Raw genomic sequence first — 17889 nt, forward strand, 5'->3', positions numbered from 1 at the left:
GAGCTTCAGTAGGTGATGAAGCGCGGGTCCGTCAGCATGGCGATACACACCACGGCCAACGTCTCATGGCGCTTGGAAGAGGAGAGGGTCTGCACCCGGCTCGCGGCCTGGGTGAAGAAGGACGCCCACTTCGTGAGCTCTTCGCCCGACAGCGGCGAACCCCAGAAGCGGGTGGACATGTAGACGAGCTGCGCGCGCACCTCCGCGTCGGTCAGCTTCGTCAGGTCATCCCACTTCTCCGGCAGCAGGCGGCCCATGGTGCGGGCCGACGCGTCCGTCATGCGCATCTCCGCGGACGCCTGACTGATGCACACCTTGCGCGCGCCGTCCTCCAGGAACTTGGCGAACACCAGGTTGGGCTCGATGTTCTCGCTCACCACCAGGGCATAGTCCGCGCGCCCCATGGACGTGGCGCGCGAGTCCAGCTCGCTCCAGCGCTGCCCCACCGCCCCGACGATGGCGGCGTCCAACTGGGCCACGGTGAGCCGGCGCGGGGCGCGGCCCACGCTGCCGTCCTGCTCCTCGGGGTCCGGCAGGGGTGTGAAGTCCCCGGGCTGATGCGGGTTGGCGATGGGCTCGATGACGCCGTCCGCGGACTGCGTGTCATCCTTCGTGCAACCGGAGGCCAGCGCGAGCAGCGCGGCGGTCAAGACGAGGCGGCGCATCAGTCAATCCTCCGGTAGGCGTCGGACGTCACCACACGCTCGATGAGCGCCTTGAGGCGGTGGCCGTTGCGCGCGAAGTCCTGTGCGAAGGGCACCAGGTACATGCGCTGCTCCTCCGCCGTCATCGGGCGGCCGAGGAACTCGGTCCAGATGCGCCGCACCGTGCAGCGCTCCAGGTCACCCGACTGGAGCATCTTCTGCACCAGCAGCGTGGGACCAGCCTCGATGTTCTGCTCTTCGTCCGCCGTGCGGTACAGGTACGTCTTGAGCATGCCCAGGCTGCTGGCACCATCACCGTCGTAGGCCTGCATGATGTACTGGCTGCACTCGCCACCGCAGTTGGTGTCGTTGTTGAGGGCGCAGTCGCGGCACTTCGGGTCGTAGCGAGGGAACTGGTCGGGCGCGAGGAACTGCGCGGAGCGCTCCGCATAGCGGCCCCAGTGCGCGCCGGCGGGCTCCATGGTGGCGTGGCAGTAGTTGCAGCCGCAGCGCACCGCCAGGTTGTTCTCGCGGTTGCACGCGTCCTCCGGCGCGGGCGACGAAGCCCCCGGCGGCGGCGCGAACGTCTTGCAGAGGAAGGCTTCGTAGAAGTGGCTCACCCGCGCGCGGTGCGTGGGGAAGCGGTAGAGGAAGGACGGCGTGGTGAGCACGCCCGCGTGCCCCTCGTCACGCGTGTACTCCGCCCAAGCCTCCGTGTCGTTGTAGGCCACCACCGGCACGGCGCCCTGCGCGGTGGGCGTCGTCACGTTGAAGACGCCCACGCCCTGCTGGTTGCGGAAGTACTCAGACAAGGTGCCATTCATGAACGAGCGGCGCGTGGTGAGGATGTTGAAGTAGGGCTCGTCGCGCTGCACCACCGACTCGGCGATGCGCAGCGGCTCCTCGTTGAAGGCGGCCACGCGCAGGCTGTGCACGTCCCGGATGTCCTGCGCGGTGATGGCGGGCGTCTCGCAGCGGCGCATGCCCACACCACAGCCGCAGCTGCGGTCGGTGGAGAAGCGGGACGTCTCACAGGACGCCATGTTCCAGGGGTTGTGGGTGCGCTCCTGCGCGTCGATGGCGCACACCTTGACGCTCTCCGGCGTCTTGTCGGTGGCCCAGTAGGGCGCGGCCTTGTTCACGAAGCCCTCGCGCAGGATGCAGCCGCGCTGAACCCCGTAGTTGCCCTTGAGTCCGTTGCGCAGCTCCAGGTCCAGCGTGCAGCGCTTCAGCTCGGTGAGCGCTGGCTTGGAGTCCGGGTTCGGGTGCTTGAACGCCTTGATTTTGGCGCCATCCATCTCCTTCACCGTCAGCGCCCGGGTCGTGGTCTTCGTCGGGTCCGGCTCGCAGATGAAGGCCCCCGCGCTGCTGCCCGAGCCGCGCTGGTCGCAGAAGTAGAGGTACTCGTGCTTCGGGTGGCTGGTGCTCAGCAGGTCCGAGCACTTCGCCGTGCCATCCGGCGTGGTCGGCGCGAGCGGCGTACACGCGTAGTAGTTCGTGTCGTAGTCGTAGCTGACGGCCAGGGGCACGCCCTCGTCGTCGTGGCACTTCGTCCGGGGACGCTCGGTGAGCGGCGCCGCGTGCGCGTCTGGCTGCTCCGCCGTGAGGCACTGGTCCTGCGCGATGTCTGAGTTACAGGTCGCGCCATTCGCGCCGCGCAGCGTCGTGGCGGGATTGCCAGCCACGCCATAAGCGGTGGCAATGCCGTTGCCCGTCACCCGCGAGTTCTGGTTGTTGTTGAGGCTTCCGGAGAGGTTCGAGCGCAGCAACGCGCGGTGGTAGTTGCGGATGCGCGCGTTGAACTCGTCCTTCGTCATCATCGCGCGGATGTCTTCCACGCCGATGGAGCCCTTGGCCTGGGCGGCCTGGTACTCCTCGTAGGTGGGGGGACGGCCGAGCAAGTCCAGCGACAACTGCCGGAGATGCCGTTCCAGGGGCACCTTCGCGACAACTGGTGAACAGACAGCCTCCTCTTGAGCGGAGGCTGGCAGGGCCAGAAGCAAGGCGGCACCAGCCAGGCAGGCAAGGTAGCGCACACGGAGCACGGGGGACCTCCGGAAGAGGGGGTCGGGGGGACCGTTCTCAGTATGCAGGAATTACAGTTTCAGTATCCAGTAGTACCCAGTGGAATATTTCATCCCACATGCATTCCCTAGTAGTGTCAGCCAGTTAGCAAGGGTTGCAACGAAGCCCGCCGCGCGAGACATAGGGCCCATGTCGAACGCCGCCCCTGCCGCGCTGCCGCCCCGGGTGAGTGACCGGGCCTTCTTCATCTTCACCGCCGTGGTGTCCGCGCTGGCATTGGCGTTCATCGGGTGGATTCTGCTGGTGCGCGGCGGCGGCCCGGTGGAAGGGGTGAACCTGCGCTTCCTCCCAGCGGTGAACGCGGGGCTCAACGCCACGGCCGCGGCGCTGCTCATCGGCGGGTGGGTGGCGATCAAACGAGGCGCGCGGCAGGTCCACCAGTACCTGATGGTCTCCGCCTTCACTGCGTCCGCGCTCTTCCTGGTCTGCTACCTGTCCTATCACTTCGTGCATGGCGATACGCGTTACGTGGGGGACTGGCGAGGGCTGTACCTGTGCATCCTGGCCAGCCACGTGCTGCTGTCCATGCCCGTGGTTCCCATGGCGCTGGTGGCCTTCTACTTCACGTGGCGCAAGGACTTCGTGCGGCACCGCAAGGTGACGCGGTGGCTGGCGCCCATCTGGGTCTACGTGTCGGCGACGGGCGTCGTCGTGTACTTCATGCTGCGTGGCAGCGCGCCCGCCGTCCTGTGACGCGCTGAAGCAGGGCGACGACGAAGCAGTCAGGTGGAGGGGCGGGCTCCCGAACGCACCGACTCAGGTCGATTTCAGGCGGAGACGGGGGCAGGTGCCTGTTCCTGGCGCAGCCAGTCAGCGAAGGCGTCGAAGGTGTCCTGCGCGCCCGTCACCACGCGGGCATCAAAGGTGGCTTCCGTCGCGGCGATGGAGGCGTGGTTGACGGCGTCACCAAAGGCACGCCACCGGGGCCCGACCTCATCTCCGTACGCGCGGAAGAAGGAGAAGTCGCCCAGAGACACGCCGTCGAAGTGGCGGCGCAGGTGCCGGAGGATGAGCTGGCCGCCCAGTGTGGAGCCTTCCAGCACGTAGAGGCAGCCCAGGGCCTCGGGCACGCCCGCCAGCGAGGGCAGCTCCGCGCAGTGTGGCAACCGTTCGAGCGAGGCATCGTCATGGCCAAGCGCGCGAAGGTCCTCCTTCAGGAGAGGCACCTTCCAACGCGCGTGGACGGACAAGCCGGGAACCGCGTCAAGGCCCAGCCTGGCGAGCCGGGCCTCCAGCGGAACGTAGAAGCCGTGAAGCGTTTCCAGGTGACGTCGGTACGCCGTGGGCGTCAGGTCCGCATCCATCAAACGCACCTGGGCCTCGGTACGCTCGTGGCGCGGGCGCGTCTCACTCTTCAGTCGCTGCATCAAGGACAAGGTGCTTGCACGATGCCGCTGTCACTGCCCGGTGGGAATTGAGAACTGTGGCCAAGTGTCCACCGCTCTACCCCTCGGTCGCTCTGGACACGGGCTCTCGAGCCTTCCTCAGAGACAGAAGCCGCTGGCCATGCACGTCCGTCCCAGCCCACACGTCAGACCAGAGGTGCGGCAGTTGGGCTGGCACGCCCCCGAACCCGTGCCATCGCTGTAGCAGACGTACCCGGGGCGGCAGTCCCCCTGCCCTGTTCCCACCTGCCGCGTGCAGGTCGCCAGACATGCCTTGAGGCCCGAGGAGGAATCCACGATGTAGCACCGCGAACCCGCCGGACACGCGGAGTTGGTGCAATCCATGGAGCAGTACCCTCCCGGATAGTCCGTCACGCACACGCCCCCGGGACAGTCCAGGCTGGAACCGCACGCACTGCCCACCACCAGCGCCGGGTCATCATCGATGGGCGCCAGGGGAATCAGGTCGAAGCTCACGTTCTCGATGCGGTCACCCGCCTCCAGCTCCAGCGGCTCGAAGGAGTCCACGTTGCGCCAGTAGCCGGTGCGCTCGCCGTCCTCGAAGAAGTTGCCATCCTGGTCGTCGTCGATGGTGGCCAACGCGAAGTACGTCCGCGGCGCCAGGGAGATGCTGTACGCGTAGCCCGCCGAGGCGCGCGCGATGGCGATGGCCTCCTCCGAGGCCTGCCACTCCCCTCCCGCGTCCTGCCACACGAACGCAATCAGGGCGTCCAGGTCATTGGTTGCGCCCGCCACACCAATCTTCACCGCCACTGTCGCCGAGCCCGCCGTTCCCGAGCCCACCAGGTCCAGCGTCACCACGGTGTCCCCTCCGGCCAGCCCAGATGCATCCACCGCCACACTCAGCGGGGCCGAGCCGAAGGCGGGCACCCGCACCGTGTTGCCCTGCGGGAATGACACCGCCGAGGCATTGGGCCCTCTGACGCTGGCCGTCACCATCAAATCGCCGCCCCGGTTGCCGCCCACGTTGCTGAGAATCAGCTGCTGCGTGCCGCTGCCCCGGAAGAACAGTGTGGACGTCGTCACGTTGAGCTGAGGGTCCAATTTGCCGGGGTCCTCGTTGGCGACACGGGCCAGCGCCGCGCGCGCGTTGACGAGCCCCGCGCCGCAACCTTCCGGGCACTGCGCGTTGGTGAGCGGCGTGGCGGTCTCCTTCAAGATGCGCTCCGCCAGCGCGGCCGTCAGGTCCGGCCGCGACGCCGCCATCAGCGCCACAACGCCCGCGACGTGAGGCGCCGCCATGCTGGTGCCCTGCGAGAAGGCATAGGCAGGCTGCCCGTTCTCATCCAGCACCGTGGACAACACGCCGTCCGGATAGCCGTCACCGTTCAGGTCCTCGCGCATCTCTCCGCCAGACGCCACCACGTCCACGTCCACGCCGAAGTTGGAGAAGCTGCTGCGTTGGCCCGCCAAGCTGGTGGAGCCCACGCAGATGACGTTCTGCTGGTTGCACGGCGTGCTGTTGCGCGCATCCACATCTTCGTTGCCCGCGGCGACGACGATGATGGCCCCGCGACCCAAGGCTTCATCGATGGCGCCCTGGTACAGCGCCTGCGGCGGCGCGCTGCCACCCAGGCTCATGTTCACCACCTTCGCGGGATTCGGATTGGGCGGCACGCCCGGCACGGTGCCACCCGTGGCCCAGGTGATGGCCGCGGCGATGTCGAAGCTGCTCCCGCCCTTCTTCCCCAGCACCCGCACTGGAAGCAACCTGGCGTTCCAGGCCACGCCCGCGACGCCCACCTGGTTGTTCGTGTCCGCGGAGATGGTGCCCGCCACATGCGAGCCGTGCCACGACGAGCCGCCGCTGGGCGTGTCCCCGCCTTCGTCCCGCGGATTGCTGTCCCGGCCGTCGCCGTCACCCGCATTCTGCGGGTCCGAAATCATGTCGTAACCCGGCAACACATGCGTCAGGTCCGGGTGCGGAACGATGCCACTGTCGATGACGGCCACCACTACGTCCGTTGCGTCCGGCACCAGGTCCCACGCGGCCGGCAGGTTGAGCGTGGGGTAGTGCCACTGAAGGCTGTAGCCCCGGTCATTCGGCGCCGCCGTCGCCCGCATCCGCTCGTTGCGCACCGCGTACGTCACGCCCGGCACCTGGGCGAGCTGCGCCGCCCACTCCTGCGTCTTCGCGGCCGTCACCGCCTTGCCGTCCAGCGGCTCATAGCCCACCAGGTGCACGTACTCACTGGCGTAGCCCTTGTGCACCGCGCGGAAGCCCGGGCGCTGCACCGCCGCCAGCACGCGCTCCGGTGTCAGGCCCGCTTCCTCGAAGCGGAGGATGACGTCCCCGGGAATCGTGGGGTCCTCGCGAGAGGCCCGCTCGAGCGGCGCGGCGCCCAGCGGCGACGGGACAATGGGAAGCCCCGGCACGGCCTTCGGCGCCACCCGCGGCTCGCGCGAGCGCCCCGCGTGCATCCCCCGCAGCGTCTCCTTCAGCGTCTCCAGCTCACCTGCGCGAAACGGAGAGCGCACCGTCTGGGAGGCACCGTCGCCAGCGGACCGTTCACTGCTCCGAAAAGGCGTCAGCGTCCCCTGGATGCGCCCGGTCCTGGAGGACGGCTCCCCCGGGTCTTCGTCGTCGCCTGAACAGGAGGTGGCGGAGAGCAGCAACAGTCCCATCAACAGCAGGCGACGCATTCGGGCGACCCCTCGGAAGAAACGGAAGGGGCGACACCCTAGCATCCACTGCCCGACGGGGCCTCACCACTCAGCTCGCCATCGCCTCGCCGCCATCTTCCGTGTCCTCTCCAACGTTGCCGTCGGCCGCATCGTCCAGTGCGCCGACATCTCGCGGCACGCCGTCCACGTACGTCACCACGTTGCCCGGCATCGCCGGCACCCGCGGCCCGGGCGTCACCACGCCCGTGAGGTTGAGCGGGTCCACACCGGACAGCTGCACCCGCACACCGGACGGAGGCTGACGGCGCACCGAGCGCGCCATGTCCACCGCCTCCGGAAGGGCGAACTGTTCGCCCACGAAGCCCGACACGAAGCGGCCACCGCGCACCTCACCGCGCGCTTCCATGCGGCGGTACACGAAGAGCAGCTCGCGCCACGTGGGCGCCAGCGCCTCGCGCATCACCAGGTCGCGCCAGACGATGCCGTAGCGTTGGAGGAAGAGGCGCGCCAGCGAGTCCAGCACATCGTCTTGCGACTTCGGCTCCGCGGGTGTCAGCAGGCTCCAGCGGCCAGGGCCACCGCGTTGGAGCAGCTTCTGCCGCTTGCGGTGCGCCGGGCTCTGGAGCACGCGCAGGTTCTGCACCGCGTCCGCCGTCACCAGCCCGCGCGCCACCAACTCCCACAACGCGTCCTCGATTTCGGCGGGCAGCCTGCGCGCGCGCGACACCAGGTCCTGGAAGAAGCAGGCGCCGCGCCGCTCCAGCACCGCCACCACGTCCTTGGCGGGCGCGCTCAAATCCGGCGGCGTCCACACGTCCCCGTCCGCCAGCACCGCGTGAGGACGCGCCGCGGTGAGCATCCACTCCAGGTCCTCGCGAAGGGTGAAGGTCAACGACGCGTTGCGCGTGGGCGACGCTCGCGAGCGCGAGGGCGCGGGCTCCGGCGGCGTCACCGGCGCGCCTCGTCGAGGCCCCGGTGTGGGCTTCGCCTCCTTCGTCGTCAGCCGCCCCCAGGCCACCTCACCCGCGTAGCAGGCCCGCTCCAGCAGGTCCGGCGTGTAGCCCCGCATGCGCGCGGGCAGCAGGAAGCGCTCCCACGCGGAGGCCGGTGCCTCATAGCCCTGGAGCAGCCGCACCGCCTTGAGCAGGCCGGTGGAGCCGCGCAGCGCGTCCAGCTCTTCCATGTGGTGCCATCGGAAGAGGAAGCGCATGAAGTCCTGCGCGCTCAGCGGCTCGATTTCCTTGCGCAGCCGCCCCACCGTCAGCCGGTGGATGCGCTGGAGCAGGCGCCGGTCACACCATTCCAGCGGCGGGCTGGCCCCATCCGCCAGGGGGACCTCCGGCGGACGGAAACGGCCGCGCAGCACGTTGCCCTGGGCCTCCAGTTGGTGCATGGCCGCGTTGACGGAGTCCTCGTCCAACACGACGAGCCGGGCCAGCTCCGCCACCGTGGTGGGTCCCAGCATCTCCATGCGTCCGCGCACCACCTGGAGCACGGCGGCGTCCCGCTCCACGGGCCGGTCATGCGCCAGCACCGGCAGCGGCGGCTGCATGGGCGCGTCCGGGAAGAGCACCCGCAGCGCGCTGCCCCGCTCCGCCGACACCAGGAAGCGGCCCGCGGGCAGGTCCATCCACGCCACCCGGCCCTGCTCGAACAGGGGCGTCGCCATGCCGCGCGGCACCTCCGCGGCGGGCAGCAGAATCAGCTGCAACAGCGCGTCGTGCAGCTCGTCCTCGTCGCGCATGGGCGGGGCGGCATCCGACACCACCGTGGCAATCGCCGTCGCGTCCAGCGCGCCGAAGGCCGTCACGTCCTCGGCGGGCATGGCGCGGCGCAGGGCCACGTTGCGCACGCGGCGCTCCTCGGCGGGCGCGTCATCCAGGAAGGTGTAGGGCTGGCTGTGAATCATCGCGTGCGCGAAGAGGCTGGGCTCCGGCACGTCGCGCGCCAGCAGGCGGATGCGGCCATCACGCATGCCGCGCAGCACCTCGCGCAGGCCGTCCACGTCCATGGCCTCGCGCAGACAGTCATCCATGGTCTGCTTCACCAGCGGATGGTCCGGCAACTCCAGGTCGCCACCACCGTGGTTGTCCTGGCAGCCCACCTGCTCCGGGAACACCGACGCCAGCAGGTCCTCGCTGCGGGCGCGCTGGAGGTTGGGCGCCACGCGCTTGCCCCCCATCATCCGGTGCAGCGCGAGCGACCGAGTGGCCACCCATCGGAAGCGCGTGCCGAAAATCGGCGCCTGGAGCACCGCCTGCACCAGCACCTCCTCCACGTGGTCCGGGTGGAGGAAGTCGAAAATCTCCGCCAGCGGGAAGGAGTGCTGCTCGCCCAGCGACAGGAGGATGCCGTCCTCCGTCGCCGCCGCCTGGAGCTCGAAGTCGAACGAGCGGCAGAAGCGCTTGCGCAGCGCCAGGCCCCACGCGCGGTTGATGCGGCTGCCGAAGGGCGCGTGGATGATGAGCTGCATGCCGCCCGCTTCGTCGAAGAAGCGCTCGGCCACCACGGTGGTGTGGCTGGGCACCGCGTCGAGCATCTTCTGCCCCGTGCGCAGATAGCCCATCAGCGCGTCCACCGCGGGCGGCGGCATGCGCAGCTCCTTCTGGAGGAACGCCGGCGCATCCTCGCGCTGCGTGAGTTCCTCGCGCAGGCGGCCCACCTGGAGCGACAGCTCGTCCGTGCGGCCCGGCGCCTCGCCTCGCCAGAAGGGCACGTTGGGCGGCGCGCCGCGCGCATCCTCCACCTGCACCGTGCTGCCCGACACGCGCTGGATGCGCCACGCGGTGCTGCCCAGCAGGAAGATGTCCCCGGGCGAGGACTCCACCGCGAAGTCCTCGTCCAGCGTGCCCACCACCTTGCCCTCGGGCTCGGCGGTGACGTTGAAGGTGAAGGTGTCCGGGATGGCGCCGCCATTGGTGAGCGCGGTGATGCGCACGCCGCGCCGGCCCTTGAGGCGCTGATTCACCCGGTCTCTGTGGAGGTGGATGCCCGCGCGGCCCCGGCGCGCCGCCACGCCTTCGGACAGCAACTCCAGCACGCCCTGGTACTCCTCCCAGGTGAGGTTCCGGTACGAGTACGCGCGCTGGAAGAGACTGAAGAGCGCGCGTTCGTCCCACTCCTCGCAGGCGCACGCGGCGACAATCTGCTGCGCCAGCACATCCAGCGGCTTCTCCGGAATCCGCACCGCGTCCAGGTCTCCCTCGCGCACGGCGTTGAGGAGCGCGGTGCACTCCATCAACTCGTCTCGCGTCATCGCGAAGAGGATGCCCTTGGAGATGCCGGCCTTGTGGTGACCCGCGCGGCCCACGCGCTGGAGCAACACGGAGATGGCGCGCGTGCTGCCCAGTTGCACGACGAGGTCCACGTTGCCCACGTCGATGCCCAGCTCCAGCGACGCCGTGGCCACCATGGCCCGCAGCTGCCCGGACTTCAGCTTCTCCTCCGCGGCCAGCCGGATTTCGCGCGACATGCTGCCGTGGTGCGCCGCCACGGTGCCCTCGCCCAGGCGCTCACCGAGGTCGTGCGCCACGCGCTCCGCCATCTTCCGCGTGTTGACGAAGACGAGCGTCGTGCGGTGCGTCCCCGTCAGCTCCACCAGCCGGTCGTAGACCTGCCCCCACATCTCGTGGCTGGCCAGCGACGACAGCTCCGCGTCTGGAATCTCCAGCGTCAAATCCCACGGGCGCAGGTGGCCCACCTCCACCCGCTTGCACTCCCGGTGGGAGGCGCCGGTGAGGAACCCGGCGATGGCGTCCAGCGGCTTCTGCGTCGCCGACAGGCCGATGAGCTGGGGCCGCGCGTCCGTGAGCGCCTTGAGCCGCTCCAGCGACAGCGCGAAGTGGCTGCCCCGCTTGTCGCGCGCCAGGGCGTGGATTTCGTCCACGATGACGGTACGCACCGCGCGCAACGTGGCGCGCGCCTTCTCCGCCGTGAGATAGAGGTAGAAGGACTCCGGCGTGGTGATGAGGATGTGCGGCGGGCGGCGCACCATCTGCGCGCGCTCCGATGCCGGGGTATCCCCGCTGCGCACCTGGACGCGCAGCTCCTGCGGACGGAAGCCCTCCGCGCGGGCCCGGGCGAGCAGCTCCTCCAGCGGCTGGAGCAGGTTCTTCTGCACGTCGTTGCCCAGCGCCTTGAGCGGCGACACGTAGAGCACCTGCGTGCAGTCCGGCAGCGTGCCTTCCAGTGCCAGCCGAAAGAGCGCGTCCAGCGCGGCGAGGAACGCCGTCAGTGTCTTGCCACTGCCCGTGGGCGCGGCGATGAGCACGTCCTGGCCCGCCTGGATGAGCGGCCAGCCCTCGACCTGGGGACGGCTGGGCTCCCCCAGCCGCTCCGCGAACCAGCGGCGCACCACCGGATGGAACGGTGCCAGCGCCGGATGCGCCGCGTACTCCGTGGCGAAGTCGAGGCTGATTTGCGGGGACATGGGCACCTCCACGGCTAGCCTGAACACAGGTACAGCCCGGCGTCAACGCGACAGAACGTCGTGAGTAGGCCCCCACTGCGGGTGCTCCCCTCACCAGGCGGGGGCCCGGCGGGACGCCAGCCTTGCGTGCGGGCATGACGCTGACGCGTCACGGGAGCAGCGTGACGCGTCATCCACCACCCGGCACAAGCCACCGCACACAGCGGAAGTCCGTGACACGGAGCACGCGCACAGATGCACCGCGCCTCGCCGCCAGGAGGAATGTGCCTTGCACATCGCCCCTCGGAACATGAGGAGCGAAAGCTTGAGCCCCACCCACGAGATTCCCCCGGCCCCCGTCGAAACCAGGCGCCCTGAGCCCTGCCGCAACGGGACGCCCGCCGCCGCGCGGAGGGGCGCGCCATGAGCGAAGCCTCCTACGACGTCGCCATCATCGGAGGCGGCCCGGCGGGCGCGGCCATGGCCGTGGCCTTGCGAGACCTGGCGCCCTTCCTGTCCGTCGTCATGCTCGAGCGAACGGATTACGACACGCACCGCCCGGGCGAGACCTTGTCACCCGACCTCCGCATCCCCCTGTCCCGGCTCGGTGTCTGGAGCAGCTTCCTGCGCGATGGACACCTGGCTTCGCGCGGGACGTCCTCGTGCTGGAGCCACGCGGAGCCCCGCATCCAGGACACGCGGATGTCACCCTGGGGCTCCGCCTGGCACCTGGACCGTGCGCGCTTCGACGAACGGCTCAGCCTGGAGGCAGCCCGGCAAGGCGTCCGCGTCCTTCGCCTGACGACCCTGCTGGACGTCGAGTCCATCGCGAAGGAGGGCTATCGGCTGCACCTCTCCCAACGCAAGACAGGCGCGCTCACGCTGCGGGCGCGCTTCGTCGTGGATGCGACCGGATGGAAAGCCACCTTCGCCATGACCCAGGGCGCGCGGCGCCGCATCCGCGACCGCTGCTTCACCGTTCATGGTGCGTTCCAGCTCCGGCCAGGGGAATCGTTCCCCACGGATGCCCTGGTGGAATCATGTCCGGAAGGCTGGTGGCACTCCGCGCGACTGCCCTCGGACTGTGTCGGCGTCACCCTGGTGGGTGATGGAGATTCCTTGCACGGCCTGCGCTGGGCGACGCCGGAACCGTGGACGGCCCTGCTCGAACAAGCTCCCGTCACCCAGGCGAGGCTGGCGGCCTGCGACTTCGCCGGAGAGCCTCTCGTCGCGGCGCCCGTGCTCGTCGGCGAACTCGACCAGATGCACGGTGAGCGCTGGCTCGCCGTGGGCGATGCGGCCTGCACCCATGACCCGCTGTCCGCCCAGGGAATCATCAGCGCGCTGGACTCCGCGCTCCTCGCCGCCGAAGCCCTGGAGCAATACCTGCGCGGTGAAGAGGATGCGCTCTGCGCCTACGAGCAAACGCTTCATCTGCGCTTCGACGAACACCTGCGCAGGCGAAGCTGCACCTACCGCGAGGAGCAACGGTGGCCCGACGCGCCCTTCTGGAAGAACCGGCACACCGCCTTCCCCGCCCTGACGCCCGCCGCGGGGCAGCGCTCCGCGCCAGCGCCCACCGAGCTCGCGCCATGAGGCACCGCGCGGCCCCGGCGCCTCTCAGAAAATCCAGAGGCGCTCCTTGGGAAACGCGAGCGTGTAGGCCCCCGGGGTCAGCCATTGGCGCGTCGATGCGCGCAGTGTCTGCCCTGCGGCATGGAACTGGTGCTCCCAGCGCCCGCCCACGTAGATGGAGCTCACCAGGGCGGCCGGGAGCCGGTTCTCCCCGGGCTCGGATGCCAGCTGGAGTTCCTCCACGCGGATGACGCCGGTGGCCGTCTCGCCCAAGGCGCCCTCGCCTCGCCGCAGGCCCCACAATGACTGGCTTCCCACCTGGAGCCGCGCCTCGCCGTCGCGCCGCTCCACCACGCGGCCGGACAAGGTGTTGTTCACCCCCATGAAGTCGGCGGCGAACAGGCTCCGGGGCTCCGTGTAGAGCTGCTCCGGCGTCCCGTCCTGCACCATCCGCCCACCGTCCAGCAGCATGATGCGGTCGGCGATGGCCATGGCCTCCACCTGGTCATGGGTGACGAAGAGCGCGGTGAGCCCCAGCCGCTTGATGAGCGCGCGAATCCACACGCGCGCCTCCTCCCGCAGCTTCGCGTCCAGGTTGGACAAGGGCTCATCCAGGAGCACCAGCGGCGGCCCGTAGACGAGCGCCCGCGCCAGCGCCACGCGCTGCTGCTGCCCACCGGAGAGCTGGCTGGGGAACCGGTCGCCATACCCCTCCAGGCCCACCCCCTGGAGCACCTCGCGCACGGCCCGCTCCACCTGCTCGCGGGGCTGCTTGCGCAGCCGCAAGCCGTAGGCCACGTTGTCGAACACCGTCTTGTGTGGCCACAGCGCGTAGGACTGGAACACCAGCCCCAGGTCACGCCGCTCTGGCGGCAGGTTCACCTTCGCCGCCGCGTCGAACACCGTGCGCTCACCAATGTGGATGCGCCCTCGCACCGGCGTCTCCAGTCCGGCGACGGAGCGCAGCAGCGTGGACTTGCCGCTGCCGGAGCGGCCCAGCAGCGCCACCACCTCGCCATCTCGGAAGTCGGCGGTGATGCCCTTCAGGATGTCATTCGCGCCGAGCCGGACGTGGAGGTCCTCGACGAACAACCGGGCCATGCGGTGACTTCCTTCCGGACAGGGAGCGTGTCCGGCCGGCATCGTGCGACAGCTCGCGGAAGGGGGCCAGCGCCAGCGCACCCTCAACGGGTGCTCCAGCGCCTCCACCTGCAACCGAGACACTTGGAGACGGAGCGAGTCCAGCGGGAAGGGCGCGTCGCGGCGGCGCTCCCGCCTCAGTGGACGCGACGGGGACCGGCACCGGCCACGGGCGCCCGGCTGGCTGCCTGCGACCAGGTGACGCGGAAGGTGGCCGCCGTGCCGTCGAAGGCGATGGGCTTCACCTCCACATGCCCCGCGCCCGACGACCGCAGCGTCTCCGCCAGGAAGCCCGCCGCGAAGTCCGGCGTGTCCGCCGTGACGTCCTTCATCCACAGCGTGGCGCTGTCCTGCGTGGACTCCTCCACGCGGACCTCATTGAAGTTGTTGCCAGCCCGGACGTTGTACGGCACCCGCTCCAGCGTGCGCCGCGGCCCCAGCTGGGTGACGAGCGACAGGCTGGCCCGGCCCACCGAGGTCTGCCGGAAGCCCTGGAGGAAACGCGCACCCAGCGCGAAGCTGGCCTCGTGCGGCGGCAGGGCCGGGAAGACATCCTGCGCCGCCACGCGAAGGAAGGCGCGCCACTGCTCCAATGTGTACTGGGGACGCAGCGGCTCCGACAGGTCGAGCCCCACCGCCTTCAAGCGCTGGCGTCCATCCCGGGTGAGATACGGCCCGAGCGCCCGCACGAAGAGCGCTTCCACGGACTGAGCGAAAATGAGCTTCTCTGACGCCATGCACGGAAGGTGGTAGCGGCAACCCCAAACGGGGAGTCGCGAGGCGCCCCAACCGTCAGCTAGTCATCATCGTGGCAGGCGAATGAGGAAGGTCGTGCCCTCCGTCGCACTGGAGGCCACCTGCGCGTCCCCGTCATGCGCCCGGACAATCTGCCGGGTGATGTAGAGGCCCAGCCCCAGGCCGCTGGGCGCGCCCGCATCACTGGCGGTGCGCCGGCCCCGGCGCCAGGCGCCGAAGACGTGGGGCAGGTCCTCCGCGGGGATGGGCGTGCCACGGTTGTGGATGCGCAGCACCACCTCGTGCTCGGAGCCCTCGGCCCACACCCACACGGTGCTCTCCGCCGGGCTGTACTTCAGCGCGTTGGCCACCAGGTTGCCCACGGCCTGCTCCAGGCGGTCGGAGTCCCACTTCCCCAGGCCATCGCCCTTGGACTCCAGCTCCACCACCCGGCCAGGATGGCTGGCGCGCAGCTCGTCCACGGTGCGGCGCACCACCTCGAACACGTCGCACGGCGAGCGCACCACCGGAATGCCGCCGCCCAGCCGCGAGCGCGCGAAGTCCAGCAGTTGGCGAATCATCCGGTCCATGCGCTCGGCGCTGGTGAGGATGCGCTCGGTGAGCATGCCCTGGCGCTCGTCCAGCCCACCCTTGCGCCGCAGTTGCTGCGCGGACATGGACAGCGCGTTGAGCGGGTTGCGCAGGTCATGCCCCAACATGCCGATGAACTGCTCGCGGAACTCCTCCGCGCTGCGCGACTCCGTGACGTCCCGCATGGAGGACATCACCGCCAGGACCTCGCCGCCGACCCCCAGCGCGGGCGACAGGACGTAGTCGAAGTACCGCGGGCCCCGGTCCGAACCCAGGACCATGGTGCCTCGCTGCACCTGCCCCGTGCGAAGGGCCACCCGCACCTGTTCGAGGTACGGCGTCAGCGCCCCATCCGCGGCCTGCATCTCATCCAGTGTCCTGCCCGGCGCATGCACGGCGTGGCTGCCGCGTGAGGCATACAGGGACTGATTGGCCGACAGGACGCGCCCGGTCTCGTCGTAGAGCGCGATGGGGTCCGCCGCGCAGGAGATGGCCAACTCCAGGAGCTGGCGCTGGTGCACCACCTCGCGGGACAGCTCCTTCACCTCGCGCTCGGCCTGGCGCAGCCGGAGCAGCGCGTGGACCTGGGCCACCAGTTCCTCCGGGTCCACCGGCGCCACCAGGTAGCCGTCCGCGCCGTGCTCCAGGCCCTGCGCCCGATCGCCCGGCCCCACGGCCTGTGCGGACAGGTGGAGCACCAGGACACCCTGTGTGCGAGGCGTCTCCTTCAACCTCCGGCACACCTCCAGGCCGCTGATGTCCGGCAGCCGCACGTCCAGGATGACGAGGTCCGTGTCCTCGGTCACCAGGGCCAGCGCCTCCATCCCGGAAGCGGCGTCCACGACGCGGAAGCCCGCGAGCCCCAGCACGCGGGAGGTGACATAGCGGCTGGCCGCGTCGTCGTTGACGTTGAGGATGAGCGCGGAAGTGGGAGGCATACGGAGGTGTGCGGACCAGGCTCTTTCGTAGCCGCGCCTCCGCCTGAACGCCAGATGTTACGGGCACCAACAGGCGCGCTGTCGGGGCAGGCAGACAAGCGACTGTCCAGGAACCCAGCAAAAAGTTCATGGCCAGTGCCGAACGAGCCGTTTCGCGATAGGGAAGGCCGCATGCGTCCTCCCTGTCGCCCTCTTCCCGCGGACGGCCGCTTCCTCCAGGCCGTGGGTCCCACTCCGCTCGTCCCCGTTCGTCTCCACAAGGAGGGCCCCACCATCTGGTGCAAGCTGGAGTTCCTCAACCCCAGCGGCTCCACCAAGGACCGCATCGCGCGCTACATGCTGGAGAAGGCGTGGCGCCAGGGGGAACTCGTCCCCGGCGGCGAGGTCATCGAGGCGTCCAGCGGCTCCACGAGCATCGCCCTGGCGCTGGCTTGCGCCCAGATGGGCCTGCGCTTCACGGCGGTGATGCCGGAGGGCGTCACCGGGGAGCGCATCCTCACCATCCGCGCCTATGGTGGTGACGTGGTGCTGGTGCCGCGCGAAGCCGGCGTGCACGGCGCCATCGTGAAGGCGGAGGAGCTGGCGCGCGAGCGCAAGGCCTTCGCGCCGCGTCAGTTCGAGAACCTGGACAACGCCGAGGCCCACCGGGTGTGGACGGGCCAGGAGATTCTGTCGCAAATCCCGGGCGGGCTGGTGCACGGCGTGGTCAGCGGCGTAGGCACGGGCGGCACCGTGGTGGGCCTGTACCAGGCCTTCGCGGAAGCAGGCTGTCCGGTGACGGCCTTCGTGGCGCGCCCCATCGCCGGCCTGGGCTGCGACATCGAATGTTGCAGCTTCAGCCCCCGCGTCCCGGGCGTGGTGGATGGCATGTCCCGGCTGTACCGCGAGGCGGACATGCCGGGCCGCGTTGAAATCGACGTGTCGGACGACGTCGCCATGAGCACCGCCAGGGCGCTCATCCGCCGCGGCTTCCCGGTGGGACCGTCGTCCGGCCTCAACTACGTCGCCGCGGTGGAAGCCGCGAAGCGACTGGGCCCGGGGGCGCAGGTGGTGACGGTGTTCCCCGACCGCATGGAGCGCTACTTCTCCACCGAGCTCATCCAGCCCAAGCCCGTGCCAGCACGCGGCGCGGCATGAGTTGAAAGGGAATGGCGCGGCGCGTGCGGAGTTGCACGCGCCGTCCCGCCGCGCTATCTGCTGGGCAAGCCCACGCTCATGCTCGTCCGAGTCCTGACATTGCTGGTGGTCCTGGGGCTGCCTCCCATCGCGGGGGCGGCCGAGGGGCTGTTCCATCTCTGCCAGGGCACGGTGAAGCTGGACCTGACGTGTGTCTGCCCCCAGTCGAAGCGGACGAAGGCCGCGCCCGACGCTCAGGAAGCGGGCATCCGTGGCAACCACCACGACTGCTGCGGCGAGCTCGCCGTGCAGCTCCCGGCGCCGGAGCCCGTCACCGCGAGCTCACGCCATGCGTGGGCGCTGACACCCCTGGCGGTGCTTCCCCAGGCTGTCCCAGAGGTGCCGCCAGCGCCCGAGTCCCTGCCCACGTCGTGGGTGCGCATCCGGGGCGTGCATCACGCCACCGCGCCACCGCTGTACCTGCAGCACTGCTCCTACCTCATTTGAGACGTCCGGCCCGCATGCGCTGAGGCCTGGCGGGTGGACGTGTGTCCACCGGCCGGATTCCGCCCGCCGCCGGTGACGTCCTTCTCCCGGCGACAGGCTCGTATCCCGTCATCTGGAGC

At 69.8% G+C, this 17889-nt stretch carries 12 protein-coding genes; 4 read left to right on the top strand and 8 right to left on the bottom strand.

Annotated features, from left to right (window positions below):
- Positions 1-5: 5 nt before the first annotated feature.
- Both FMP39_RS01485 and FMP39_RS01490 read right to left on the bottom strand, forming a co-directional pair.
- The gene (locus FMP39_RS01485) at positions 6-665 is read right to left on the bottom strand and encodes a hypothetical protein (RefSeq protein ID WP_141588247.1); all 660 of its coding nucleotides are present in this window, start codon (positions 663-665) and stop codon (positions 6-8) included.
- Entirely contained in the window at positions 665-2689 is a 2025-nt protein-coding gene (locus tag FMP39_RS01490) for a DUF1585 domain-containing protein (protein ID WP_141588248.1), read from the bottom strand. Before FMP39_RS01490 ends, FMP39_RS01485 begins: the two co-directional genes overlap by 1 nt.
- 169 nt (positions 2690-2858) lie before the next feature.
- On the opposite strand from FMP39_RS01490, the gene FMP39_RS01495 reads away from it, so the two are divergent.
- Positions 2859-3422 carry a DUF420 domain-containing protein gene (locus FMP39_RS01495; RefSeq protein ID WP_011551121.1) on the top strand — a complete coding sequence of 188 codons (564 nt, stop codon included), beginning with the start codon at positions 2859-2861 and terminating at the stop codon, positions 3420-3422.
- 74 nt (positions 3423-3496) lie between these two features.
- Here FMP39_RS01495 and FMP39_RS01500 read toward each other — a convergent pair whose 3' ends face one another.
- The 3 genes from FMP39_RS01500 to FMP39_RS01510 form a co-directional block, all read right to left on the bottom strand.
- Positions 3497-4096 carry a biliverdin-producing heme oxygenase gene (locus tag FMP39_RS01500; RefSeq protein ID WP_141588249.1) on the bottom strand — a complete coding sequence of 200 codons (600 nt, stop codon included), beginning with the start codon at positions 4094-4096 and terminating at the stop codon, positions 3497-3499.
- A 117-nt stretch (positions 4097-4213) separates the two neighbouring features.
- Positions 4214-6778: a S8 family serine peptidase gene (locus FMP39_RS01505; RefSeq protein WP_228557551.1), complete on the bottom strand. Its 2565-nt coding sequence runs from the start codon at positions 6776-6778 to the stop codon at positions 4214-4216.
- A gap of 70 nt (positions 6779-6848) precedes the next feature.
- Positions 6849-11189: a DEAD/DEAH box helicase gene (locus FMP39_RS01510; protein WP_194858190.1), complete on the bottom strand. Its 4341-nt coding sequence runs from the start codon at positions 11187-11189 to the stop codon at positions 6849-6851.
- Between the two features lie 402 nt (positions 11190-11591).
- Here FMP39_RS01510 and FMP39_RS01515 point away from each other — a divergent pair, with 402 nt between their 5' ends.
- Positions 11592-12764 carry an FAD-dependent monooxygenase gene (locus FMP39_RS01515; RefSeq protein WP_141588252.1) on the top strand — a complete coding sequence of 391 codons (1173 nt, stop codon included), beginning with the start codon at positions 11592-11594 and terminating at the stop codon, positions 12762-12764.
- A gap of 24 nt (positions 12765-12788) precedes the next feature.
- Here FMP39_RS01515 and FMP39_RS01520 read toward each other — a convergent pair whose 3' ends face one another.
- The 3 genes from FMP39_RS01520 to FMP39_RS01530 form a co-directional block, all read right to left on the bottom strand.
- Positions 12789-13844 (bottom strand): ABC transporter ATP-binding protein, encoded by a 1056-nt coding sequence (locus FMP39_RS01520; protein WP_141588253.1) that lies wholly within the window; start codon positions 13842-13844, stop codon positions 12789-12791.
- Positions 13845-14020: 176 nt separating this feature from the next.
- A complete protein-coding gene (locus FMP39_RS01525) occupies positions 14021-14620 on the bottom strand; it encodes a DUF2378 family protein (protein WP_141588254.1) in 600 nt (199 codons plus the stop codon).
- A 66-nt stretch (positions 14621-14686) separates the two neighbouring features.
- A complete protein-coding gene (locus FMP39_RS01530; RefSeq protein ID WP_141588255.1) occupies positions 14687-16147 on the bottom strand; it encodes an ATP-binding protein in 1461 nt (486 codons plus the stop codon).
- 171 nt (positions 16148-16318) lie between these two features.
- Between FMP39_RS01530 and FMP39_RS01535 the strand changes: the two genes are divergently transcribed.
- Both FMP39_RS01535 and FMP39_RS01540 read left to right on the top strand, forming a co-directional pair.
- Complete coding sequence (locus FMP39_RS01535) at positions 16319-17284, top strand: PLP-dependent cysteine synthase family protein (RefSeq protein ID WP_141588256.1); 966 nt, start codon at positions 16319-16321, stop codon at positions 17282-17284.
- Between the two features lie 78 nt (positions 17285-17362).
- Positions 17363-17770, top strand: a complete 408-nt coding sequence (locus tag FMP39_RS01540; RefSeq protein WP_141588257.1) for a hypothetical protein — start codon at positions 17363-17365, stop codon at positions 17768-17770.
- Positions 17771-17889: the final 119 nt, after the last annotated feature.

Source organism: Myxococcus sp. AB056, assembly GCF_006547365.1.
GTDB lineage: Bacteria > Myxococcota > Myxococcia > Myxococcales > Myxococcaceae > Myxococcus > Myxococcus virescens.